Source organism: Ancylobacter polymorphus, from assembly GCF_022836935.1.
Classification (GTDB): Bacteria; Pseudomonadota; Alphaproteobacteria; order Rhizobiales; family Xanthobacteraceae; genus Ancylobacter; species Ancylobacter polymorphus_A.
On sequence record NZ_CP083239.1, the window covers coordinates 3,958,908 to 3,979,168 of the forward strand.

Annotated in this window: 25 protein-coding genes; 7 read left to right on the plus strand and 18 right to left on the minus strand. The window is 65.3% G+C overall.

Annotation, left to right across the window (positions count from 1 at the left end; genetic code table 11):
- Window positions 1-15: 15 nt before the first annotated feature.
- From K9D25_RS18930 to K9D25_RS25105, 4 genes are all read right to left on the minus strand, one after another.
- Window positions 16-1,623 carry a peptide chain release factor 3 gene (locus K9D25_RS18930; RefSeq protein ID WP_244377331.1) on the minus strand — a complete coding sequence of 536 codons (1,608 nt, stop codon included), beginning with the start codon at window positions 1,621-1,623 and terminating at the stop codon, window positions 16-18.
- Window positions 1,624-1,696: 73 nt separating this feature from the next.
- A complete protein-coding gene (locus K9D25_RS18935) occupies window positions 1,697-2,044 on the minus strand; it encodes an ArsC family reductase (RefSeq protein ID WP_244377333.1) in 348 nt (115 codons plus the stop codon).
- Window positions 2,045-2,116: 72 nt separating this feature from the next.
- Window positions 2,117-2,338 carry a YMGG-like glycine zipper-containing protein gene (locus K9D25_RS18940; RefSeq protein ID WP_244377335.1) on the minus strand — a complete coding sequence of 74 codons (222 nt, stop codon included), beginning with the start codon at window positions 2,336-2,338 and terminating at the stop codon, window positions 2,117-2,119.
- Between the two features lie 107 nt (window positions 2,339-2,445).
- The gene (locus K9D25_RS25105; protein WP_244450923.1) at window positions 2,446-2,769 is read right to left on the minus strand and encodes a hypothetical protein; all 324 of its coding nucleotides are present in this window, start codon (window positions 2,767-2,769) and stop codon (window positions 2,446-2,448) included.
- A gap of 206 nt (window positions 2,770-2,975) precedes the next feature.
- Here K9D25_RS25105 and K9D25_RS18950 point away from each other — a divergent pair, with 206 nt between their 5' ends.
- Window positions 2,976-3,806 (plus strand): quinoprotein dehydrogenase-associated SoxYZ-like carrier, encoded by an 831-nt coding sequence (locus K9D25_RS18950; RefSeq protein WP_244377337.1) that lies wholly within the window; start codon window positions 2,976-2,978, stop codon window positions 3,804-3,806.
- Between the two features lie 61 nt (window positions 3,807-3,867).
- On the opposite strand, the gene K9D25_RS18955 is transcribed toward K9D25_RS18950, so the two are convergent.
- The 10 genes from K9D25_RS18955 to K9D25_RS19000 all read right to left on the minus strand — a co-directional run bounded on the left by K9D25_RS18955 (window position 3,868) and on the right by K9D25_RS19000 (window position 11,110).
- Window positions 3,868-4,254 (minus strand): hypothetical protein, encoded by a 387-nt coding sequence (locus K9D25_RS18955; RefSeq protein WP_432207957.1) that lies wholly within the window; start codon window positions 4,252-4,254, stop codon window positions 3,868-3,870.
- Between the two features lie 83 nt (window positions 4,255-4,337).
- Window positions 4,338-5,024 carry a hypothetical protein gene (locus tag K9D25_RS18960; protein ID WP_244377341.1) on the minus strand — a complete coding sequence of 229 codons (687 nt, stop codon included), beginning with the start codon at window positions 5,022-5,024 and terminating at the stop codon, window positions 4,338-4,340.
- A 12-nt stretch (window positions 5,025-5,036) separates the two neighbouring features.
- Window positions 5,037-6,182: a pyrroloquinoline quinone biosynthesis protein PqqE gene (pqqE, locus tag K9D25_RS18965; RefSeq protein ID WP_279613754.1), complete on the minus strand. Its 1,146-nt coding sequence runs from the start codon at window positions 6,180-6,182 to the stop codon at window positions 5,037-5,039.
- Entirely contained in the window at window positions 6,179-6,490 is a 312-nt protein-coding gene (gene pqqD, locus K9D25_RS18970; RefSeq protein WP_244377343.1) for a pyrroloquinoline quinone biosynthesis peptide chaperone PqqD, read from the minus strand. Before pqqD ends, pqqE begins: the two co-directional genes overlap by 4 nt.
- On the minus strand, window positions 6,490-7,224 hold the full coding sequence (gene pqqC, locus K9D25_RS18975) for a pyrroloquinoline-quinone synthase PqqC (protein ID WP_244377345.1): 735 nt from the start codon (window positions 7,222-7,224) through the stop codon (window positions 6,490-6,492). The genes pqqD and pqqC overlap by 1 nt, the downstream gene beginning before the upstream one ends.
- Complete coding sequence (gene pqqB / locus K9D25_RS18980) at window positions 7,221-8,159, minus strand: pyrroloquinoline quinone biosynthesis protein PqqB (protein ID WP_244377347.1); 939 nt, start codon at window positions 8,157-8,159, stop codon at window positions 7,221-7,223. The genes pqqC and pqqB overlap by 4 nt, the downstream gene beginning before the upstream one ends.
- 38 nt (window positions 8,160-8,197) lie before the next feature.
- Window positions 8,198-8,275 (minus strand): pyrroloquinoline quinone precursor peptide PqqA, encoded by a 78-nt coding sequence (pqqA, locus tag K9D25_RS18985; RefSeq protein ID WP_081620376.1) that lies wholly within the window; start codon window positions 8,273-8,275, stop codon window positions 8,198-8,200.
- A gap of 186 nt (window positions 8,276-8,461) precedes the next feature.
- Window positions 8,462-9,151: a response regulator transcription factor gene (locus K9D25_RS18990; protein WP_244377349.1), complete on the minus strand. Its 690-nt coding sequence runs from the start codon at window positions 9,149-9,151 to the stop codon at window positions 8,462-8,464.
- Window positions 9,148-10,743 (minus strand): sensor histidine kinase, encoded by a 1,596-nt coding sequence (locus K9D25_RS18995; protein WP_244377351.1) that lies wholly within the window; start codon window positions 10,741-10,743, stop codon window positions 9,148-9,150. Before K9D25_RS18995 ends, K9D25_RS18990 begins: the two co-directional genes overlap by 4 nt.
- Window positions 10,744-10,900: 157 nt before the next feature.
- Window positions 10,901-11,110, minus strand: coding sequence for a hypothetical protein (locus tag K9D25_RS19000; RefSeq protein WP_244377353.1), 210 nt, complete (start codon window positions 11,108-11,110; stop codon window positions 10,901-10,903).
- Between the two features lie 470 nt (window positions 11,111-11,580).
- On the opposite strand from K9D25_RS19000, the gene fae reads away from it, so the two are divergent.
- Window positions 11,581-12,087: a formaldehyde-activating enzyme gene (fae, locus tag K9D25_RS19005; protein WP_244377355.1), complete on the plus strand. Its 507-nt coding sequence runs from the start codon at window positions 11,581-11,583 to the stop codon at window positions 12,085-12,087.
- A gap of 399 nt (window positions 12,088-12,486) precedes the next feature.
- Here the strand turns inward: fae and K9D25_RS19010 are convergent, their stop codons facing one another.
- Genes K9D25_RS19010 through K9D25_RS19025 form a run of 4 tightly spaced genes read right to left on the minus strand, consistent with a single transcriptional unit; the run spans window position 12,487 to window position 15,554 of the window.
- A complete protein-coding gene (locus tag K9D25_RS19010; RefSeq protein ID WP_244377357.1) occupies window positions 12,487-13,200 on the minus strand; it encodes an ABC transporter ATP-binding protein in 714 nt (237 codons plus the stop codon).
- Window positions 13,197-13,946, minus strand: a complete 750-nt coding sequence (locus K9D25_RS19015) for an ABC transporter permease (RefSeq protein WP_244377359.1) — start codon at window positions 13,944-13,946, stop codon at window positions 13,197-13,199. The genes K9D25_RS19010 and K9D25_RS19015 overlap by 4 nt, the downstream gene beginning before the upstream one ends.
- Before the next feature lie 4 nt (window positions 13,947-13,950).
- On the minus strand, window positions 13,951-14,958 hold the full coding sequence (locus K9D25_RS19020) for an ABC transporter substrate-binding protein (RefSeq protein ID WP_244377361.1): 1,008 nt from the start codon (window positions 14,956-14,958) through the stop codon (window positions 13,951-13,953).
- Window positions 14,955-15,554: a DUF3280 domain-containing protein gene (locus K9D25_RS19025; RefSeq protein ID WP_244377363.1), complete on the minus strand. Its 600-nt coding sequence runs from the start codon at window positions 15,552-15,554 to the stop codon at window positions 14,955-14,957. The genes K9D25_RS19020 and K9D25_RS19025 overlap by 4 nt, the downstream gene beginning before the upstream one ends.
- 224 nt (window positions 15,555-15,778) lie before the next feature.
- Here K9D25_RS19025 and K9D25_RS19030 point away from each other — a divergent pair, with 224 nt between their 5' ends.
- The 5 genes from K9D25_RS19030 to K9D25_RS19050 all read left to right on the plus strand — a co-directional run bounded on the left by K9D25_RS19030 (window position 15,779) and on the right by K9D25_RS19050 (window position 20,229).
- Entirely contained in the window at window positions 15,779-17,023 is a 1,245-nt protein-coding gene (locus K9D25_RS19030; RefSeq protein ID WP_244377365.1) for an ABC transporter substrate-binding protein, read from the plus strand.
- Between the two features lie 26 nt (window positions 17,024-17,049).
- Window positions 17,050-18,036 (plus strand): PQQ-dependent catabolism-associated beta-propeller protein, encoded by a 987-nt coding sequence (locus tag K9D25_RS19035; protein ID WP_244377367.1) that lies wholly within the window; start codon window positions 17,050-17,052, stop codon window positions 18,034-18,036.
- 47 nt (window positions 18,037-18,083) lie between these two features.
- A complete protein-coding gene (locus tag K9D25_RS19040) occupies window positions 18,084-18,521 on the plus strand; it encodes a copper-binding protein (RefSeq protein ID WP_244377369.1) in 438 nt (145 codons plus the stop codon).
- Between the two features lie 83 nt (window positions 18,522-18,604).
- Window positions 18,605-19,396: an ABC transporter ATP-binding protein gene (locus K9D25_RS19045; protein ID WP_244377371.1), complete on the plus strand. Its 792-nt coding sequence runs from the start codon at window positions 18,605-18,607 to the stop codon at window positions 19,394-19,396.
- Window positions 19,393-20,229, plus strand: coding sequence for an ABC transporter permease (locus tag K9D25_RS19050; protein ID WP_244377373.1), 837 nt, complete (start codon window positions 19,393-19,395; stop codon window positions 20,227-20,229). Before K9D25_RS19045 ends, K9D25_RS19050 begins: the two co-directional genes overlap by 4 nt.
- Window positions 20,230-20,261 lie beyond the last annotated feature (32 nt).

A 20,261-nucleotide genomic window follows, 5' to 3' on the forward strand; every position in this document is an offset into this window, starting at 1 on the left:
GGAAGGCGGCGCAGGTCACGCCGCCTTCTTCACATCCTTCACATCGGTGAAGACGATGCCCGGCCAGCGATCGCCGGTGTAGCCGATCATGAAGGCCGAGGGGCTGAGGAAGACCAGATCGCCATCAAGGTCTTCCGCCGTCGACAGCCGGTTGCCGGCGGCGAAATCCGCGAGCTTCTTGGGGTCTTCCGACGACACCCAGCGGGCGAGCTGGAATTCCGACATATCGAAGCCGACCTCCAGCCCGTATTCGGCCTCCAGCCGGTTCTTCAGCACGTCGAGCTGCAACGGGCCAACAACGCCGACCAGCGCGGGCGAGCCGTCCGTGGGGCGGAACACCTGAACGACACCTTCCTCGGCCATTTCCTGCAGCGCCTGCTTCAGCTTCTTGGCCTTCATCGCGTCGGGCAGCTTCACCCGGCGCAGAATCTCCGGCGCGAAGGACGGCACGCCGACGAAATTGATGTCCTCGCCCTCGGTGAGCGTGTCGCCGATGCGCAGATTGCCGTGGTTGGGAATGCCCACTACATCGCCGGCATAGGCCTCCTCGGCCAGCTGGCGGTCCTGAGCGAAGAAGAACTGCGGCGTCGCAAGACTCATCGGCTTGCCGGTGCGCACCAGCTTCGCCTTCATGCCGCGCTGAAGCTTGCCCGAGCACAGGCGGGCAAAGGCGATGCGGTCGCGATGGTTCGGGTCCATGTTCGCCTGGATCTTGAACACGAACGCGGTCATCCGCGCTTCCTCGGCCTCCACCTTACGCTTGTCCGCCTGCTGCGCGCGCGGCGGCGGGGCGTAGCGGCCGAGTCCTTCCAGGAGGTCGCCGACACCGAAATTGCGCAGCGCCGAGCCGAAATAGACCGGCGTAAGATGCCCCTCGAGGAAGGCCTGGATGTCGAAGGAGTTGCCGACCTCGCGCACGAGGCCGAGTTCCTCCGCCAGATTCTCCTCATCCAGCGTGACATTGAGCGCGGCGATCTGCGCCATGCTCATCTGCCGCAGCGGGCCGGTCTTCCCCTCGTCGCCATCGAGCAGACGCATGCCGCCAGTGGCGACATCCATGGTGCCGACGAAATCACGCCCCTGGCCCACCGGCCAGGTCATCGGCGTGGTGTCGAGCGCCAGCGTCTTCTCGATCTCGTCGAGAATCTCGAACGGATCGCGGCTCTCGCGGTCCATCTTGTTGATGAAGGTGATGATGGGAATGTCGCGCAGGCGGCACACTTCCAGCAGCTTGCGGGTGCGCGCTTCGATGCCCTTGGCGGCGTCGATCACCATCACCGCCGCGTCAACCGCCGTCAGCGTGCGGTAGGTGTCTTCCGAGAAATCCTCATGGCCCGGCGTGTCCAGCAGGTTGAACACATGGCCGTCGAACTCGAAGGTCATCACCGAGGTCGCGACCGAAATGCCACGCTCGCGCTCGATCGCCATCCAGTCCGAGCGCGTGGAGCGGCGGTCCTTCTTCGCCCGCACCTGCCCGGCAAGCTGGATCGCGCCACCGAACAGCAGCAGCTTTTCGGTCAGCGTGGTCTTACCCGCATCGGGATGCGAGATGATCGCGAAGGTGCGGCGGCGCGCAACCTCGGTGGCGATGGGTGAGGCTGCGGAATTGGAGAGTGCGTTCATGCGAGCCGATGTGGCAGGGAAGCCGCGCCGGATCAAGGGGTGAGCGGCTTTCCGTGATACGGGAAGGCCGCCCTCAGCCGAACTGCTTCTCGTAGAGTTCCGGCTTGAAGCCCACCAGCAGCGTGCCATCGACGTCGAGCACCGGCCGCTTGATGAGGGATGGCTGGGCCTGCATCAGCGCCACCGCCTTCGCCTCATCGATATCGACCTTCTCGGCATCGGGCAGATTACGAAACGTGGTGCCGGCACGGTTGAGCAGGACTTCCCAGCCGATCTTGCCGGCCCAGTTCTGCAGCCGTGCCGCGTCGATGCCGGCAGCTTTGTAATCGTGGAACACATAGACGACGCCCCGCCCGTCAAGCCAGGCGCGCGCCTTCTTCATCGTGTCGCAGTTCTTGATGCCGTAGATCGTGACGCTCATGCTCGTCTCCTCCGCAATACCGCCCCCGTGATAACGGGGACGGCACGGCGTTTGAAGACCGCAGGCCGCGATCTACTTGGCGGTCGCGGCACCGATGGCACCACCGGCAACCGCGCCAATGCCCGCGCCCCAGGCAGCGCCGGTGCCGCCGCCGGCGATGCCGCCGATCACCGCGCCAGTACCTGCGCCGATCACCGCGCCCGTGCCCGCCCGGCGCTGGGTCGTGGTGCAGCCGGCGACGAGGAGAGCGGCGACGGCGATGACAGTGAGCTTCGTGGCGATGGCTTTGGACATTGGCGTTCTCCCCAGGATTCGATGGCTGAAACTACCTCCCACCTGCCCGCCTCACAATCGCGATCGATTAAGCATAAGCACGGAGAGCAACCCAGAAGCGAAGCCCCTCAGCGCCAGCTTCTCACCCAACGGCCGGGTTCGTAGACCCATTGACCTCGACGCAGCACCCAGCGCGGGCCGACATATTCAAAGCCGCGGCGGTTTTCTTCCCAGTGGCCGGCTGACCAGACCCATCCCCGCCCCGGCCACCAGGCCCAATGTCCCGGCACCCAAGCGTAACCCCGGCGTGGCGCCGGGCGAGGCTCGCGTCGGGGAGCCGGCGGAGGGCTCGTCGGCGCGGACTGCGCCTGTGCCGTCTGATGCGCGGCGATACCGAGCGGCGCGGAGAGAAGGGCGGCAGCGACCTTGAGAAGGGATCGACGCGAGAGCATCAGGCTCACTCCAGCTTGAAAGAGGCGCGGCGACAGCCAAGCCCTCAGCAGGGCGTGGACGTCACAAAGCTGGATGATGACCGCCGCGCGCTGCCCACGCAATCGTCGCGGGCTCGCGGTATCGTGGCCTGAGATTCAACGTCGAAAAGGTGTATGATGGTGCCAACCGCCGGACGGGCAACGATCCGGCAGGCCGGGAGGTCGCCATGCACCGCTATCAACGCCGTCTACGCCTTTTCCTCGCCGTCACGCTGTTTTCTGCCCTCGCCGTCAGCGCCGCCGCCGCGCAGGAGCCGGGAGCCGATGCCACCTGGAAGTCGCTGCGGCCGGATATCTTCGGCGAGCGTCCCATTGAGGAGGCGAGTCCGCTTGTTCGCCTCACCGCCCCCAAACGGGCGGAGGACGCCGCCATGGTGCCGATCGACGTGGAAATCGTGTTGCCCGAGGGCGATCCGCGCACCGTATCCAAGCTGACGCTGATCGTCGACGAGAACCCCGCCCCGCTTGCGGCCACATTCACCTTCGGTGGCAATCGCCGCGATGTGGCGCTCGGCACCCGGCTGCGGGTGAACTCCTATTCCTATGTGCGCGCCATCGCGGAGACCAGCGACGGCGGCCTGCACATGGCCGAGCGCTATGTAAAGGCCTCGGGCGGCTGCTCCGCCCCGGCAATGAAGGACGAAGAAGCGCAGCTGAAAAATCTCGGCCAGCTCAAGCTGAAATCGGTGAAGGCGGACGGGATGGATGACGCCAGCCAGGCGAGCCGCGTCTCGCAGCTGCAGCTGATGATCCGTCACCCCAACTATTCCGGCCTGCAGATGGACCCGCTGACGCGGGCCTATATCCCCGCCAAGTTCGTCGACAATATCCGCGTGACCCAGGGCGACGAGCTGATCTTCTCCATGGTCGGCGGCATCTCGCTCAGCGAGGATCCTGCGATCCGCGTCTCCTACGACCCGGATGGCAAGGAAGTCCATGTCGACGCCGGCGATACGGACGGACGCAAGTTCGAGGGCGAGCTGAAGCCGGCGAGTTGACCGCCGGGCCAGCAACAAGCGGGAGCCACGGATCGCGCCGCTCCCGCCCTCCCGCCTTCGATCAATAGAAACAGGTGACTTCCGCTTCCGCCTGCGCCCGATGCAGATCGGCCACGATGTCGCGGAACAGGCCCGTATTGCGGAACAGCTCGGCCTGCTGCCCCGCCACCTGGCTGACGCTCATGATGGTTTCGGCTTCCTCATAGCGCTCATAGGGCATGATGGTCGCGATGGTGTCGATCGAGCAGGAGCACTTTTCAAGCGCCTGCCGCGTCTGGCCGTTCACGATCATGCAGGCGAACACATAGTCGGCCCGCGCCGCCGTGGGGTAATCGTTGATCAGGCCGGAAGTCGGCGCCTTGGGCACCGGCTTGCGCGCGCCGGCGGTGAGGCCGGGAGACAGCGTCTCCTGCGCCAGCACGCCGCCGGCCCCCAGCAGCGTGAACATCAGGACGGCGGCGAGATGCCCCGCCTTCGCCGTCCGCACGGACCGTGTGTTCGCCATGGTCATTCCTCTCCTGGGGCGGCCGCCTATTTCACTGCTGGCGTGTGGGTCACGCCGGTCAGCGTAAGGCTGGTCTCGATCATGTTGGAGCTGCCATCCGCCTTGGGCGTGACGACATCGATGGAATAGAGCCCGCCGGGCACCGCGTCGGCGAACAGGAATTCGTAGCGCCGCCCCACCAGTTCCAGCAGCTTGTCCTTGTTCGGGTCCTCGGCGAAGGGCAGCATGGTGAGCTTCCAGCCCTCGACCTCACGTCCATCAAAGGAAAAGCGCGCTGGCGTCACGGTGCCGGTGGAAAGATGCTCACGCACCCGGTTGCGCAAATAAAACGGGCTGCCCTTGGTCAGCTGCGCGATTTCCTTTACGTCACGCTCCAGCAGGATGAGCGCGATCGGATTGCCGTTCATGGTCGGGAAAGGCCCGGCCTCGCCCTCCTGACTGCCACGGTGAATGATGACATCCGCGACCCGTTTGGCGGGATCGTCGGCCGGCGCCTCGACCTTCATGTCCAGCGTTTCCTCAAAGCCGTCGCCGAGCTTGGCCTCGGAAGTCACATGCTTATAGGCATAGATCAGAGTCGTGCCCGGCTGCACCTGGGCGAGATAGGGACGCTCGAAGAACAGCTCGGCGGCCGTTGGCGCGGCAAACGCGGCGGACGCGACAAGGGTCGCCAGCGAGGCCGCGGCGGCAAGGGTGCGGGCAATACGCAACATGGAACGTCTCCGTCAGCCGGCGCGGTCGGGCTGGAAATAGCGTCGGTAGTCATAGATCTCGGAGCCGTCGGCATCGGCTTCGGCCAGCGCCAGCAGGTCGGCGTGCAGCGGCGACAAATGGCAGGCGGGATCGGTGGCGGCGGCATCGCCGGCAATGGCCATGGCCTGGCAGCGGCAGCCACCCCAGTCGATTTCCTTGCGGTCGCAGCTCTTGCACAGCGGCGGCATCCAGTCCGTGCCGCGAAAGGCGTTGAAGGCCGGTGAATTCACCCAGACATCGCTGAGCGAATGGTCTCGCACATTCCAGAAATCGAGGTTCGGAATCGTCTCCGCCGCATGGCAGGGCAGCACCTTGCCGGAGGGCGTGACATTGAGCGACTGACGGCCCCAGCCATTCATGCAGGGCTTGGGGTACTTGGCGTAATAGTCCGGCACGACGGCGTCGATGGTAAGGATGCCCTTGAGCCGCGTGCGCGCCTCCTCCACCACGTCGAGCGCCCAGAACACCTGGTCGCGGGTCGGCATCAACGCGCCGCGATTGCGCAGCGCCCAGCCATAATATTGCGAATGGGCGATCTCGATGCGTTTGGCACCGAGGGACAAGGCGAGCTCGATGAAGTCCGGGATCTGGTGGATGTTGGCCCGGTGCACCACGGAATTGATGGTGAGCGGCAGGCCGAGCCGCCGGACCTCATGGGCAACCGCAAGCTTCCTCTCATGCGCACCGCGGAAATTCGAGACCTTGTCGGTCATGTCAGCCGTCGCGCCCTGGAAGGACAGCTGAACATGGTCGATGCCGGCATCGGAAATGGACTGCAGCCGCTCCGCCGTCACGCCCACGCCGGCGGTGATCAGATTGGTGTAGAGCCCCACCTCGACACAGTGGCGGATCATCTGTTCGAGATCGCGCCGCGCCGTGGGCTCGCCGCCGGAGAGATGGACCTGCAGCACGCCGAGCTTGGCCGCCTCGGAGAACACCCGCAGCCAGGTCTCGGTGTCGAGTTCGACATTGCGCCGGTCGAGCTCGACCGGGTTGGAGCAATAGGGGCATTGCAGCGGGCAGCGATGCGTCAGCTCCGCCAGCATGCCATAGGGGATGGGAGGCGCCGGGCGTGCCGGCACCTCCAGCTGGTGACGAGGCTCATCAATGAGGCTCATGATGCGGCATCCCCGACCAAGGGCGAGGTGACCTCGATCAGCCCCTTCTCGGCGAGCCCGGCGAGGAAGGCATCGACATCTGTGGCGATCGTCTGACGCTCCACCGTGAAGGCGGTCGCGAGTTCATCGACGATGAGGCCGATGGAGCGCGCACCGTCCACCTTTTTCAGGATCTCGACCGCGACAGGATCGGGATTGAGCACCCGTTCGGGCGCCAGCAGCACCCACTGGCCCCGCGCCTCGTCATGCCGGAGTCGCACACCGCGCGCCAGCCTGGGAACGCTGTTCGCCGCAAGAGTCGCTGTCATCACCCCTCCTTCGGGACGAAGGCTCCCGGATAGGCCATTCTCGGGTCGATATAGGCGAAATAGAGCGCGTCGAGTTGCACCCACAGCACGTCGCACTTGAATTCCAGCGCCCGGATCGCCTGTTCCTGCTGCTCCGGCGTGCGGGCGTGCTGCTTTACATAGTCGAGCGCGAAGTCCGCATCGCGCGGCGCCTGGGTCAGGCGCTTGTCGAAATAGGCAAGAGTCTCCTTGGAGACGAAATCATAGTTCTTCAGCATGCCGGCGACACGCTCGCCGATGATGCCGGGCGAGAACATCTCCGTGAGCGAGGAGGCGATGGCCTCAAGCAGCGTCTTCTCGCGGACGAAATGCACATAGGCGTCGACTGCGAACTTGGTCGCCGGCAGCAGACCGCGCAGCGAGGTGACGGTATGGCGGTCGAGCCCGAGGCTGTCAGTCAGCACCAGCCAGCGGGCGATGCCGCCCTCCCCCTCATGGTCGCCATCGTGATCGACGATGCGCTGGCGCCAGACGCGGCGCAGTTCCGGCTCCTCCATGCGGGCGAGAATGGCGGAATCCTTCACCGGGATCATCGCCTGGTAGTAATAGCGATTGAGCGCCCAGGCCTGAACCTGACCAAAGGTTAGCTGACCATTATGCAGCAACTTGTGAAAGGGATGCAGGCTGTGATAGCGGCGCGTACCCACATCGCGCAGGCGCGCCTCAAGTTCTTCCGGCGAAAGAAGCGTGGTCATAGGGCAATCTCCATCCCATCGTGAGCGATTTCCCATCCGGCTTTATTCGCCGTGATCCGCTCATCTGAGCCATCAACCAGCACCGGATTGGTGTTGTTGATGTGAACATAGATTTTCCGCCCGACGTTGACCTCGCGCAAAGCCTCGATCGAACCGCGCGGACCGGACATCGACATATGCCCCATCCGCGCCCCGGTCTTGGTGCCGACACCGGCGAGCACCATCTCGTCATCCTGCCAGAGCGTGCCGTCGAACAGCACAGCGTCCGCGCCGTCCAGCCGTGCGCGCAAGGTGTCCGTCATGGCCGCACAGCCGGGAATATACAGAACGCGCCGGCCGCCGGCAGCGAGTTCGACACCGATGGTTTGCTCACCCTCGCGATCGGTGGTGAGCGACCCCTGCTCGGCCTGCTCGCGCGCTTCAAGATAGAGGGCGATCTTGCCCGGCACCGGAAAAATCGTCGCGTGCACGCCTGAGACCAGTTCAAACGACGCGCCCAGCTGCACCGGGCGGCGCGCCACGACATCGGGGGCCAGCACATCGAAGGCGCTGCTGCCCGCGAGCACTCCGTGCACACCCGGCGTCGCCATCAGCGCGAAAGGCTGCGCCTCGCGCAGGCTGAGCAGGCCGGCGACATGGTCGATATCGGCATTGGTCAACAGTACGGATTTGAGCGGCGAATGCCGCAGCCCCTCTCGGGGATGCAAGGCAGGGGTTGCCTGCAATTGCGCGAGAATTTCGGGCGCGCAGTTCACCAGCGCCCAGTCGCGACCATTAGATGTCACAGCGATCGACGCCTGCGTTCGCCGCTTGACGCGGGGATCGTTCGCCCATGCAAGCGAACAGACCGCGCAGCGGCAGTTCCACTGAGGGAACCCACCGCCCGCGGCTGATCCGAGGATCACAAGCTTGAAGTGGGACGGGGGCGTGGTCATCGGCAAAGCGACTTCATGCCATCCCGTCCCCAGAAGGCTCAGAAGTCAGCCGGGTAGTAGGCGTTGACTTCCATGCCGACGCAGACTTCAACAATGCGAGGAGCAGTCCAGGCCATATCGTCCTCCTGATGTTGTCCAATCCCTCTTTACTTCATAAGAAGATTATAAGAGATTGAGTTGCTTTGCGGATATTTCACCGCTTCAATAATGTGATGATCCTTTGGTCATCCGTCAAGAAGACCTGACCATCTTTCCCTCAGGCACACATTATACCACAGCGATGTGATCGCGGGCGGTACATCTCAATTCCCGTCCGCATCCAGCATGAAGCCGCGGCCGCGCACCGTGACGATGAGGTGCGCCCCTTCCGGCAGGGCCTCCGCCAGCTTGTGGCGGAGATAGCCGACATACACATCCACGACGTTCAGAGAGGCGCCGCCATGCCCCGCCCAAAGCGCGGCGAAGATATCCGCGCGCGACAGGGGCTCGCCGGGATGACGCATGAGCAACGCCAGGAGTTCCACCTCACGTTCGGTCAGCCGCACACGAACGCCGCCGAACTGAGCCTGCCGGGTGTCGAGATCGAGCGAGAGCGCCCCGACCTCCAGTGTGCGGGGCTCACTCCCGGCACTGCTGCGGCGCAGGGCCTGCACCTTCACCCGCGCCAACAGTTCCTCGAATGCGAAGGGCTTGACGATGTAGTCGTCCGCCCCCGCCATCAACCCCTCCGTGCGCTCATTCACGCTGGAACGGGCAGAGAGCATGAGAATTGGCGCGGTCTGTCCGCCGGCCCGCAGCGCCTTGCACACTTCGATGCCCGAACGCCCCGGCAGCATGACGTCGAGAATGATCGCCCCCCACGGCTTGCCCGTGGCAACCCGCAGCGCCGCCTCGCCGTCACCGACCAGTTCCACGTCGTAACTCTCGGAGGAAAAGCCCCGCCGCAGCAGCGAGCCGATATCGGGATCGTCCTCCACGACCAGAATGTTCATTGGGCGGCCTCCAGTGTGATGTCCGGTAGCGGCAGCGGCAGGCGCACTGCGACGCAGGTGCCGCGCCGCCCCCCGGTCTCTCCCGTACTGCTTTCAATGGCGATTCGACCCCCATGGCGGTCGACGATCCACTTTGCGAGGGCGAGACCTATACCGAAACCTGTCCCTTCGCGCGTGCCCGCCGAGCCGCGCCAGAAGCGCTCGAACACATGCGGCAATTCGTCGGGCGGAATGCCGGTGCCATGGTCGCGCACCTCGATCACCACCTCTTCGCCCTCCCGGCGCGCGCCGAGCCGCACGCTCTCGCCGGGAGGCGAGTGACGCACCGCATTGGCGACGAGCCCGTCGAAGGTTTGGCGCAGCCATTCGCGGTCGGCATCGACGGCGAGCCCCTCCGCCCCCTCTTCTGCCTCCAGCACGAGCCCGCTCGCCCGCGCCAGCGGCGCCATGCCTTCGCACACGTCGCTCAACAGGTCCGACACCAGGAACAGTGAGCGGTCGAGTTCGATCTGGCCGCTTTCGGACCGCGCGATTCGCAGGAGATCCTCCACCCGGCGATGTAGACGGCGGGCGCGCGACTGGATCACCAGCAATGCCGCGCGCAGATCCTCCTCGCGCGGTTTCTGCGGGCGCAGCGTGATCTCCACCTCGCCGAGAATCACCGTCAGCGGCGTGCGCAATTCGTGGCTGACATCGGTGAAGAAGCGCCGGCGCGCCATGTCGACATTCTCAAGTCGGGTATTGGCAGCGCGCAATTCGGCCGTGCGGGCCTCGACGATCTGCTGCAACTGCTTCTGATCGGCCACCAGCCGGACTTCGCGGCGGGCGAGATGCGCCGCCATGCGATTGAACCGCGCCATGGCGAGGCTGAGTTCGTCATGCCCCGTCACGTTGACACGTGTGTCCGACCGTCCGCGCGCGATCGCCGCCGCCGCCGCCGCGACATCGGCCACGCGGTTCACCAGCGTGCGGCCGAGGAGATGGTAGAGAGCGACCGCCAACAGGAAGGCGAGCGCCACGCCGGCCAGCCCCCAGCGGATGGTGCGCTCACGCAGTTCCCGGACCTGATTATAGGCGTCGAGGGCGGTGGTGCGCTCCTCCTCCATGGCCTGGCTGAGCGGCGCACCGAAGCCCGCGGCGAACACGTCCAGCGCGACGCGGGCGGCCGTCGCGGGCTCCTCCGCCTGCAGCGCGAGATCGACCTGCCGGTCCAGCACATCGAACTGCGCCCGCAGCCGGGCGATGGTGCGGCTGCGGGCCGCCATCAATGTCCGCTGCTCCTCGCCGACCAGCCGGCCCACATAGGACGAGAGCGCCTCCTCCAGCCGCGCGAAGGCTTCACGCGTCCGCTCGGCGGCGAGAACGCGGCCGGCGCGGGCCGGGGTACGCTCGGCGTGGGGCGGCTCATGCCCGGCCTGCAACGCCAGAAGTGCGTAATCGCCGATGCGCCCCGAAATCGTGGAGAGCAGTTCCAGCCGGGTCTGCGCCGAAACCAGCCGATCCAACTGGCTGCTGACGGCCCCCAGCGCGAGGACAAGCGCCAAAGTCGAAGCCGCCGTCACGAAGACGGCAACCGACAGCAAAAGCGCCATGCGCGCTCTGAGCGATGAGAACAAGCCGCGCCCCATCCCGCCTCACCGGATGACGCCATCCCCATGCGATGGCGCCCCAATGATTTCACGGACGCGACCCTTGCGCACGCTGCGATGCAACAGGACGCGCGTGCGACAGCGGCGCGCTAGGCCGCTATCAAATCTCGCGCCCGCCCGCGCCGGGAGAAGCGCAGCGCCATTTAAGCACCTTCCATTTAGGGTGGGTCTCGGTCCATTCGGCAATCACCGGCATGGCGCCGATCATGCACTGCATGGGCGCCGGCGGCGCTTCCAGCCCGACAGAGACCGCCTCCTCGCGGCACGTGCCGGGGCTGGCAATGAGGCAGATGGAAAGTATGAGCTCCATGTTGGTCCTCGTGGCGTGAGTGCAACGCCGTCCGAGCGTTCCCCCGAAGGCCGGCTTTGATCTCTACGCCGCACGCGGCAGTTGGATCACTCATCAATGCTGCGACGCAGCAAGAACCTTGCCAGTTACATCCGGCCTGGCCGCTGCCGCGCGTTCCGAGCGCTTGTGAGCAGCCCGCGACCACAGCCGGCGAACTATGCCGCATTTTTGGTCGTGCCGCCAGTTTCCTCAAGGCGCGACCATTAGCCATGCGCGACATTATTCCGTGGGGCAAGCGCGCCTGCCGGCGTCATACGAATGAAGAATCCCTTGCAGATAAAGGCGAAGCGGGCCTAGTCTCTCGCCGTAACGTGTCTGGTCGCGCTATCGGGCCAACCGGTTTGGTGTTCCAAACGCTGCAACAAAGATAGCCGGGACATCGGGGGACAATTCCCGTCCCTTGTCATGCAACCCCGTTCTGGGAGGAATAGATGGCCAAGATCAACAAGGTACTCATCGGCGAGTCGCTGGTGGGCGACGGCAACGAGGTCGCCCATATCGACCTCATCATCGGACCGCGCGGCTCCGCGGCCGAAAGCGCCTTCCTGAATGCGCTGACCAACAACAAGGACGGCTTCACCTCGCTGCTCGCGGTCGTGACTCCGAACCTGCTGGCCAAGCCGAACACCATCCTCTTCAACAAAGTGACCATCAAGGACGCCCGCCAGGCCGTCCAGATGTTCGGCCCGGCCCAGTACGCGGTCGCGAAGGCTGTCGTCGACAGCGTCGCTGAAGGCGTGATCCCGGAAGACGAAGCCGACGACCTGTTCATCTCGGTCGGCGTGTTCATCCACTGGGAAGCGGCGGACGACGCCAAGATCCAGCAGTTCAACTATGAGGCCACCAAGGAAGCGATCAAGCGCGCCGTGGAAGGCCAGCCGACGATCAAGGAAGTTCTTGCTCAGGCCGCTTCGGCCAAGCACCCCTTCGCCGCTTAGATCGGAAGCAACCCTGGGCAGACAACAGCTCCGCCCGCGGCCCAATACCCGAAGGGCCTGCTCCAGCGGTTGGCGGCGATCTTCCTGAACAAGTGAGGGCCGCACACGCCCTTGCTTGCGCCACGGAGGCGGCGGTTTCCGCCCTCTCACGCCGACGCAGATCATTTTGGCCCGGGGCTTCACCGCTCCGGGCCTTTTTCATTCGGGACGTGCGGGAGGCGCGCTTGTGGCCGAACAGCGCTGCCGATCCGTCAGACCACCAGAGAACAGATACGTTCCGTTCGGCCAGAGCACGCGCCGATCAGCTTGCATCGCAAGCTGATCGGATAACGCGTTCTCCATCTGAGAGTTAGAGGGCGATTTACCGATCAGATTGGTTCAATCTGATCGGATCGCACCCTAGGCCGCATCCAGGCTATGGCGCACCGCGTCGAGACACGCGGGCGTCGCCCGCTCCTCCGGCGTGAGGTTGATCGGCATATCGCGGACGACCCGCACCGGCGCGCCGTCCAGCACGACGATACGGCTCGCCAGTTCCACCGCCTCACGCCGGTCATGCGTGACGAACAGCACGGTGGCCGGCCGCTGGGCGAGCAGGCGGCGCAGTAGATCGCGCAGCCGCGCCGCGCCCGCCTCGTCCAGCGAGACGAAGGGCTCGTCCATCAACAGCACGTCGGGCGCAATGGCGAAAGCGCGAGCCAGCGCCACGCGCCGCTGCTGGCCGAGCGACAGGCGCTCGGGATAGGCCCCCGCGAGGTCGGCCAATCCGACCTCCTGGAGCATCGCCTCCGCCGCCCGGCGCCCCACTTCCCCCGCCGGCAGCGGCAGGGCGACGTTCTGAAGCACAGTGCGCCATGGCAGCAGCCGGGGGTTCTGGAACGCATAAGCGAGGCGCGGGGTCGCGGTGCCGAAGCGGATCGCGCCACGAAAATCGCGGTCCAGCCCGGCCACGATGTTGAGCAGCGTGGTCTTGCCGATGCCCGATTCACCCAGCAGCGCCACGAAGGCGCCTTCCGCGATATCGAGATGGAAGTCCCGAAAGACCGCGCGGCCCGCCTCTCCCGCCTGCGCGGGATAGCGCTTCTCGTCGATCGCGATCGTGATCGTGCTCATCGCCGCCACCTGTTGGCGCGGCGCTCCCAAGGCTGGAGGATACCGATTTCAATGAGTTGGACCACCGCCGTGAAGGCGAGCGCATAAGCGAGGATGCCGGCGACATCGAACAGCTGGAATGCGGTCTGCAACTCGAAGCCGACGCCGTTGGACCGGCCGAGCAGTTCCACAACGAGCACGATTTTCCAGGTGAGCGCCAGGCCGGAGCGGGCACTGGCGGCGAAGAACGGCACCAGCTGCGGCAGGACGACCTCGCGCAATGTCCGCAGGCGCGGCACCCGGTAGACCTGCGCCATCTCGTCGAGATCGCGCGACAGCGCCGCCGCGCCCTCGCGCATCGTCACCGCGACATTGGGGATCTTGTTGATCGCGACCGCCGTGATCGCCGCCACCTCGGTGAGACCGAACCAGACATAGCAGAGAATGATGACGACCAGCGCCGGCAGGTTGAGCAACACCACCAGCCACGGCCCGAACAGTTCATTCAGCGCCACCGAGCGGCCCAGCACGATGCCGATCGCCGAACCCAGCGTCATGGCGATGAGGAAGCTGGCGGCGACGCGGGCGAGCGTGATGGCGACGCTTTCCGGCAGCACCCCGGTGCGCGTGGCGCGTAACATGGCCGCGAACACCTCAAGCGGTCCGGGCAGCAGGCGCGATTGCGCCCACAGCGCGGCGACCTGCCAGAACAGCAGCAGCGCCAACAAGGAAGCGGCCGTCAGCAGCAGACGCCGGGACGTGGACACGGTTTCACTCGCCGATAGGGCCGAACAGCGAACGGTCGAAACGGGGATCGGGTCCCACCAATTCCTCTCCGCCGATCTGCGCAAGCACCTCGAACAGCTTGGCGCAGGAAACCCGCTCCGCCTCGCCGAACGCGCCGGGAATACCGGCGCGGTAATAGTCGCGCAGGCGGACGAACTCAGCATCGTCCGCCGCTTGCATCAGCGGGCGAAGACGGGTCCAGGCCGAATCGTCGGTGGCCAGCACGCGATTGGCCGCCGCCGCCGCACGCAGGAAGGCCGCGATCGCCGCGCCGCGTTCCGCCATGACGGCGTTGCGCCAGACGAAGCCAACCAACGGCGGCACCGGATCGATGCCGAGCCCTCGCACCATCTCGCTGACATCCAGCAGCCGAGTGAAGCCGCGGGCATCGAGCCGCGCGGCATAGGGCCAGAAGGTCAGCACCGCATCGACGCGGCCGAGCGGTAATTGCTCGCTCACCAGCGGCGGGGCGCCATAGACCGGCTCGGCGGCGCTGGCGAGATCGACGCCGAGCTTCACCTTTCCATAGGCGCGAAGCAGCAGCCAGCTCTTGTCGAGCGCGCCGCCGGCAACGCCGATGCGCCGGCCGCGCAGATCCTCCAGTGTTCTCACCGGCCCCTTCGCCGCCACCATCACCGCGCCCAGCGCGTTGGAAAACGGCGCGAAACGCATGCGCTCACCATCGGTCGTGTGCCGCATGGCCCAGAGCCAGTCGCTGACGATGAGATCGATGTCACCCGCCTGCAGCGCCACCGTCGTCGCCTGCCCGCTGGCGAAATCGACGCTTTCCAGCGCCAGCCCTTCGCGCTGATCAAGCCCCTCGGCACGGATGGTCTCCACCAGCCAGTTGAGCGTGCCGAATTTCAGCGTCCCGACACGCAGCGCCAACGCCGGCCCGCCTTGGGCGCGCAGCAGCGTGGGCGTGGCAACGAGGCCCGCCGCCGCCGCGAGCAAGGCCCGTCGCGAGAGCTTCGTGAGCGTGACACGGGTCATGGGGCGGCCTTCCCGGTAAGCGGAGGATCGAGCAGACGGTTGCGCACGAGATAGGAGACACCGCGCAGCCAGGATTCATCGGTGTTGTTGCGGATATCGGCGCTGTCAGCACGCAGCACCTCGCCGGTGGCGACATCGCGCAGCTGGAAATTGATGTTGAGGATGAGGTTCGACACCTTCTGCACCAATCCGATGACCTCGATCTGCGCACCGAGGGCCTGGGCGATCGGCAATTCACAACCATTGCAGTTGCGAAACGGCGTTGCTTCCACGATCTGCGCTTGCTGTGGCGAAAGGTCCAGCACGTCATAGCCCGCCTCCTTCAGCCGACGCCGAACCTCGTCGGTGATGAGGTCGAGCCTGTGGATCTCCTCCGGCTTCGGGCCGCGAATGTCGACTTCGCTGCTGGTGTCGAGCAGTTCGAATTCGAACACCGCAACTCGCGTCGCGGCCTGCGCGGTGCTCACCGCTCCAAGGCCGGTCCCCAGCGACGTCGACAAGGCGAGAGCCAAACCAAGGAGCCGTCCGGTACGAACTGGAAATCTCATCCGGCTTGCCTCCTCGCTTGGCGATTTCTTCCCGGCTCGCGCAATCATATCGACAAGAACTCCTCCTGCAACCCAGCGGGAAAAAGTTCCCGATTGAAATATTTCAACTATGCTTGCGACAATAGGAGCGTTACATTCTCTTATTAGTTTCTTATGTACTCAATTTTATTGAATGCCTGATTTTGTTTGCGTAGAGTTTTCCCCAAGGCGCACGAGAAAAGTTCCGAGGACCACCTCCTCGAGAACGCAAGCCGCGGGATGGAAAGCCGATGATGAGGATGGCAAGCGCCGTCGGCGCGACGCTTATGGCGATGGTTTACGCCTCTGCCCCCGCCGTGGCGCAGGACGCTGCGGCACCCGCCGCTCCCCCCGCCTCCCCGCCTTTGGCCGCCAAGCCGGCGGCGGTGATCGGTCCGGAACAGACGTTTCTCATCGGCGTGGTGCGCCAGCTGCCGGAGCCGCCGCCTTGGATCGCCCCCCTGCAAATGCCTCCCGATGATCTCGGCATCGCCGGCGCCGAGCTCGGTATTCGCGACAACCTCACCAGCGGCCGCTTCCTGAAGCTGGACTACAAGCTGTCGAGCGAGATCGTGCCCACGGATGGCGATCCGCTGCCGGCGGTGGCGAAGCTGGTTGAGGCTGGCAACCGCTTCATACTGCTCGACGTGCCGCCGGATGCGCTGCTGAAAATCGCCGACAGCTACAAGGACCGCGACATCGTCTTCATCAATGTCGGCGCCACCGATGACCGGCTGCGGCAGAAGGACTGCCGGGCCAATGTGTTCCACATTGCCCCCAGCCGCTCGATGCTCACCGACGCACTGGCCCAGTTCCTCGTCACCAAGCGCTGGCAGAACTGGTTCCTGATGGTCGGGCGCACCGACAATGACAAGCTCTATGGCGAGGCGGTGAAGCGCTCGGCCAAAAAGTTCGGCGCCAAGATTGTCGCCGAAAAGACCTGGGACTACGGACCCGACGCGCGCGCCACCGCCCAGTCGGAAGTGCCGCGCGGCACGCAGGTCGGCGAGTACGACATGTTGATCGTCGCCGACGAGCTCGGTGAGCTCGGCGACATCCTGCCCTACAACACCTGGCTGCCCCGCCCGATCGCCGGCACCCAGGGGCTGATGGCGCTTTCCTGGCATCCGACCATGGAAAATTGGGGCGCCTCGCAATTGCAGAGCCGGTTCTTCAAGCAGTCCAAGCGGATGATGCAGCCGCTGGATTTCCAGATGTGGCAGGGCGTGTTCGCCGTCGGCTCGGCCAGCCTGAAGACGCGCAACAGCGACCCGGCGAAGATCGAGGCGCAGATGCTCTCGCCGGACTACGACTTGCCGGTGTTCAAGGGTGTCGCCGCGTCATTCCGCAGTTGGGACCACCAGCTGCGCCAGCCGATCCTGCTGACCCACGCCACCAATACGGTGACGCTCTCGCCGCAGGCCGGCTTCCTGCACCAGACCTCTCCGCTTGACACGCTGGGCTTCGACCGCCCCGAAACGCTCTGCAAATTCCAATAAAATCAAACGATTGCCTGGAGGAAACGATGAAACGACAGATGCTGCTGTCCACCGGCCTGGCCACCCTTGTGGGGCTGATGCTGGCGGATGCCCTGCCGGCCGAGGCGTCTCCGCGCGCCTTCGTGACCAATGAGCGCGACCACACGATGAGCGTCGTCGACATGTCGACGCTGCAGGTCACGAACACCATCAAGACCGGGCGTCGCCCGCGCGGCATCATCGCCAGCCCTGACGGCAAGCTGATCTATGTCTGCGCCTCCGACGACAACCGCGTCGAGGTCTATGACGCGGCGACCCTGAAGCTGGTCAAGACGCTGCGTTCGGGCCCCGACCCGGAGCTGTTCGTGCTCCACCCCTCGGGCAACCCGCTCTACATCGCCAACGAAGACGACAACATGGTCACGGTGGTGAATGTCGAGAACAACGACCTGATCGCCGAGATCCCGGTCGGCGTCGAGCCGGAAGGCATGGGCATCAGCCCCGACGGCAAATACATGGTCAACACGTCCGAGACGACCAACATGGCGCATGTGGTCGATACCTCGAACAACGAGATCATCGAGAACATCCTCGTCGATTCCCGCCCGCGCATCGCCGAGTTCAGCAAGGACGGCAAGCAGCTCTGGGTGTCGTCGGAGGTCGGCGGCACGGTGTCGGTGATCGACCCCGCGACCTGGAAGATCGTCAAGAAGATCTCCTTCAAGATCCCCGGCGTGGCGGACGACGCCATCCAGCCCGTAGGCGTGCGCATCACCAAGGACGGTTCGAAGGCCTTCGTCGCGCTCGGCCCGGCCAACCGGGTGGCGGTCGTCAATGCCAAGACGCTGGAAGTCGAGAAATATCTGCTGGTCGGCCAGCGCGTCTGGCAACTCGGCTTCACGCCGGACGAGAAGTTCCTGCTCTCGACCAACGGCAATTCCAACGACATCTCGGTGATCGACGTCGCCGATGAGAAGGTCACCAAATCCGTCACGGTCGGCCGCCTGCCCTGGGGCGTGGTCGTGGTGCCGTGACTGACATTCTTCACCAGAAAACTAAGCAATATCGGGAGGAACCCCTCATGACCCTTCGCCGCAAAGCCGCTCTTTCCTTCACCTTCGCCGCCCTTCTCGCCACTTCCGGCGCCGCCATCGCGGCCGGCGACCTGACGCTGAAGCCCACCGAACTGAAGCCGCTCGAACTCGGGCTGGGCAATGCCGGCTATGGTGTCTCGGAGACCAAGTACAATCTGGAAACCGGCAAGGCCTACAGCCTCGAACTCAGCTCCACCGGCAAGAAGGAATGCGCCTGGCAGGCGCCGGAGTTCTTCAAAAGCATCTTCCTGCGTAAGGTGGAGGTAGAGGAGGTCGAGGTGAAGGCCGTCGCCCTGACCGAGATCGAGTTCGAAAAGGAAGGCGAGGCCGAACTGTTCTTCGTGCCCATCAAGCCCGGCACCTTCGCCTGGTACTGCAAGGGCATGGAGGAGCGGGGCATGAAGGGCGAGTTCATCGTCAAGTAATCCGTCCAGGCCTGTATTTCGATCCTCGTGACCCTTGTCCCCGGCCCCGCCGGGGACTTTCTTCTCTCGGTACGGGAGATGCCATGACGGAACCGACCAGCTCCACGCCCCACGTCTCCGGCCTGGCCGATGGGGTGCCGGCGCTCGATATCCGCGCGGTCAGCCATGCTTTTGGTGCGCGCAAGGCGCTGGACGATGTCAGCCTCACCGTGCCCGCCGGCAGCTTCACCGCCCTCCTGGGCCCCAACGGCGCCGGCAAGACGACGTTGTTCTCGCTGGTCACCCGGCTCTATGACAACCGCAGCGGCGCGATCCATGTGCTCGGGGCCGATGTGCGGCGCCGGCCCGCCGAAGCGCTCAGCCGGCTCGGCGTCGTGTTCCAGGCGCGGACGCTCGACCTCGAACTCTCCGTCCTCGACAATCTGCTCTACCACGCCACGCTGCACGGCATCGGCTTCGGCGCCGGACGCCGCCGGGCGATGGAGCTGCTGGCGCAGGATGGCCTAGCCGAACGCGCGCGCGACAAGGTTCGCAACCTCTCCGGCGGGCAGATGCGCCGGGTGGAGATCGTGCGTGCGCTCATGCACCGCCCGCGCCTGCTGCTGCTCGACGAGCCGACCGTCGGCCTCGACATCGCCTCGCGCGCGGCCGTGGTGGCCCTTGTCCGCGCGCTGGTGACGCACGAAGGGATCGGCGTGCTGTGGGCGACCCACATCATCGAGGAGATCGGCCCCGGCGACCGCGTCGTGGTGCTGCACCGCGGACAGATCCGTGCCAGCGGTTCCTATGAAGAGATGCGCGCCCGCGCCGGCGGCGAGGACCTGTCCACGGCCTTCCTGCAGCTGGTCAACGAGACGGGTGAGGCAGCGGCATGACCCCGGCGCGATTCCGCCTGCCGCTGACCGGCTATGTCATCGTCCTCACCGGCATTTGCTGGCGCGAGGCGCTGCGCTTCCTCAACCAGCGCGGCCGCTTTCTCTCCGCCCTGGTGCGCCCACTGGTGTGGCTGTTCATCTTCGCCGCCGGCTTCCGTTCGGTGCTCGGCGTCTCGATCATCCCGCCTTATGAGACCTATGTGCTCTACGAGGTCTATGTGACCCCGGGGCTAGTGGCGATGATTCAGCTGTTCAACGGTTTGCAATCCTCGCTCTCCATGGTCCACGACCGCGAAGTCGGCGCCATGCGTATCCTTCTGGTGAGCCCCTATCCGCGCTGGTACTTGCTGGTGTGCAAGCTCATCGCCGGCATCGGCGTGTCGCTGCTGCAGGTCTATGCCTTCCTCGCCGTCGCCTGGTTCTGGGAGGTGGAACTGCCGCCCATCGGCTATGTCACCGTGATCCCCGCGCTCCTCCTCTCCGGCCTTATGCTCGGCGCCATGGGGCTGCTCATGTCCTCGGTGTTCCGGCAGATGGAGAACTTTGCCAGCGTGATGAACTTCGTCATCTTTCCGATGTTCTTCGCCTCCTCGGCGCTCTACCCGCTCTGGCGGGTGCAGGAGAGCAGCCTCGCCCTCTGGTGGATCTGCACCTTCAACCCCTTCACCTATGCCGTGGAGCTGATCCGCTTCGCGCTTTACGGCCAATTCGCGCCTTTTGCCGCGCTGGTGGTCGGGGGGTGCGCGGCGCTGTTCCTCGCCGCCGCGATCTTGGCCTATGATCCTTCCGCTGGCGTCATGGCCCGTCGCGGCGGACCGGAAACGGCCAAATGAGCCGGCCCCTGCACGGCCCTGTCGAAACGGAA

Coding starts and splice junctions, on each gene's coding strand:
- K9D25_RS19020 (WP_244377361.1), bottom strand. CDS start 14,958: ATGACCCGTGTCACGCTCACGAAGCTCTCGCGACGGGCCTTGCTCGCG.
- K9D25_RS19045 (WP_244377371.1), top strand. CDS start 18,605: ATGACGGAACCGACCAGCTCCACGCCCCACGTCTCCGGCCTGGCCGAT.
- pqqD (WP_244377343.1), bottom strand. CDS start 6,490: ATGACAGCGACTCTTGCGGCGAACAGCGTTCCCAGGCTGGCGCGCGGT.
- K9D25_RS18935 (WP_244377333.1), bottom strand. CDS start 2,044: ATGAGCGTCACGATCTACGGCATCAAGAACTGCGACACGATGAAGAAG.
- K9D25_RS19030 (WP_244377365.1), top strand. CDS start 15,779: ATGAGGATGGCAAGCGCCGTCGGCGCGACGCTTATGGCGATGGTTTAC.
- K9D25_RS18960 (WP_244377341.1), bottom strand. CDS start 5,024: ATGTTGCGTATTGCCCGCACCCTTGCCGCCGCGGCCTCGCTGGCGACC.
- pqqE (WP_279613754.1), bottom strand. CDS start 6,182: ATGAGCCTCATTGATGAGCCTCGTCACCAGCTGGAGGTGCCGGCACGC.
- K9D25_RS18955 (WP_432207957.1), bottom strand. CDS start 4,254: ATGTTCACGCTGCTGGGGGCCGGCGGCGTGCTGGCGCAGGAGACGCTG.
- K9D25_RS18995 (WP_244377351.1), bottom strand. CDS start 10,743: ATGGCGCTTTTGCTGTCGGTTGCCGTCTTCGTGACGGCGGCTTCGACT.
- K9D25_RS18930 (WP_244377331.1), bottom strand. CDS start 1,623: ATGAACGCACTCTCCAATTCCGCAGCCTCACCCATCGCCACCGAGGTT.
- K9D25_RS19010 (WP_244377357.1), bottom strand. CDS start 13,200: ATGAGCACGATCACGATCGCGATCGACGAGAAGCGCTATCCCGCGCAG.
- K9D25_RS19040 (WP_244377369.1), top strand. CDS start 18,084: ATGACCCTTCGCCGCAAAGCCGCTCTTTCCTTCACCTTCGCCGCCCTT.
- K9D25_RS25105 (WP_244450923.1), bottom strand. CDS start 2,769: ATGCTCTCGCGTCGATCCCTTCTCAAGGTCGCTGCCGCCCTTCTCTCC.
- pqqB (WP_244377347.1), bottom strand. CDS start 8,159: ATGACCACGCCCCCGTCCCACTTCAAGCTTGTGATCCTCGGATCAGCC.
- pqqA (WP_081620376.1), bottom strand. CDS start 8,275: ATGGCCTGGACTGCTCCTCGCATTGTTGAAGTCTGCGTCGGCATGGAA.
- pqqC (WP_244377345.1), bottom strand. CDS start 7,224: ATGACCACGCTTCTTTCGCCGGAAGAACTTGAGGCGCGCCTGCGCGAT.
- K9D25_RS19000 (WP_244377353.1), bottom strand. CDS start 11,110: ATGGAGCTCATACTTTCCATCTGCCTCATTGCCAGCCCCGGCACGTGC.
- K9D25_RS18950 (WP_244377337.1), top strand. CDS start 2,976: ATGCACCGCTATCAACGCCGTCTACGCCTTTTCCTCGCCGTCACGCTG.
- K9D25_RS19050 (WP_244377373.1), top strand. CDS start 19,393: ATGACCCCGGCGCGATTCCGCCTGCCGCTGACCGGCTATGTCATCGTC.
- K9D25_RS19025 (WP_244377363.1), bottom strand. CDS start 15,554: ATGATTGCGCGAGCCGGGAAGAAATCGCCAAGCGAGGAGGCAAGCCGG.
- K9D25_RS19035 (WP_244377367.1), top strand. CDS start 17,050: ATGAAACGACAGATGCTGCTGTCCACCGGCCTGGCCACCCTTGTGGGG.
- K9D25_RS18990 (WP_244377349.1), bottom strand. CDS start 9,151: ATGAACATTCTGGTCGTGGAGGACGATCCCGATATCGGCTCGCTGCTG.
- fae (WP_244377355.1), top strand. CDS start 11,581: ATGGCCAAGATCAACAAGGTACTCATCGGCGAGTCGCTGGTGGGCGAC.
- K9D25_RS18940 (WP_244377335.1), bottom strand. CDS start 2,338: ATGTCCAAAGCCATCGCCACGAAGCTCACTGTCATCGCCGTCGCCGCT.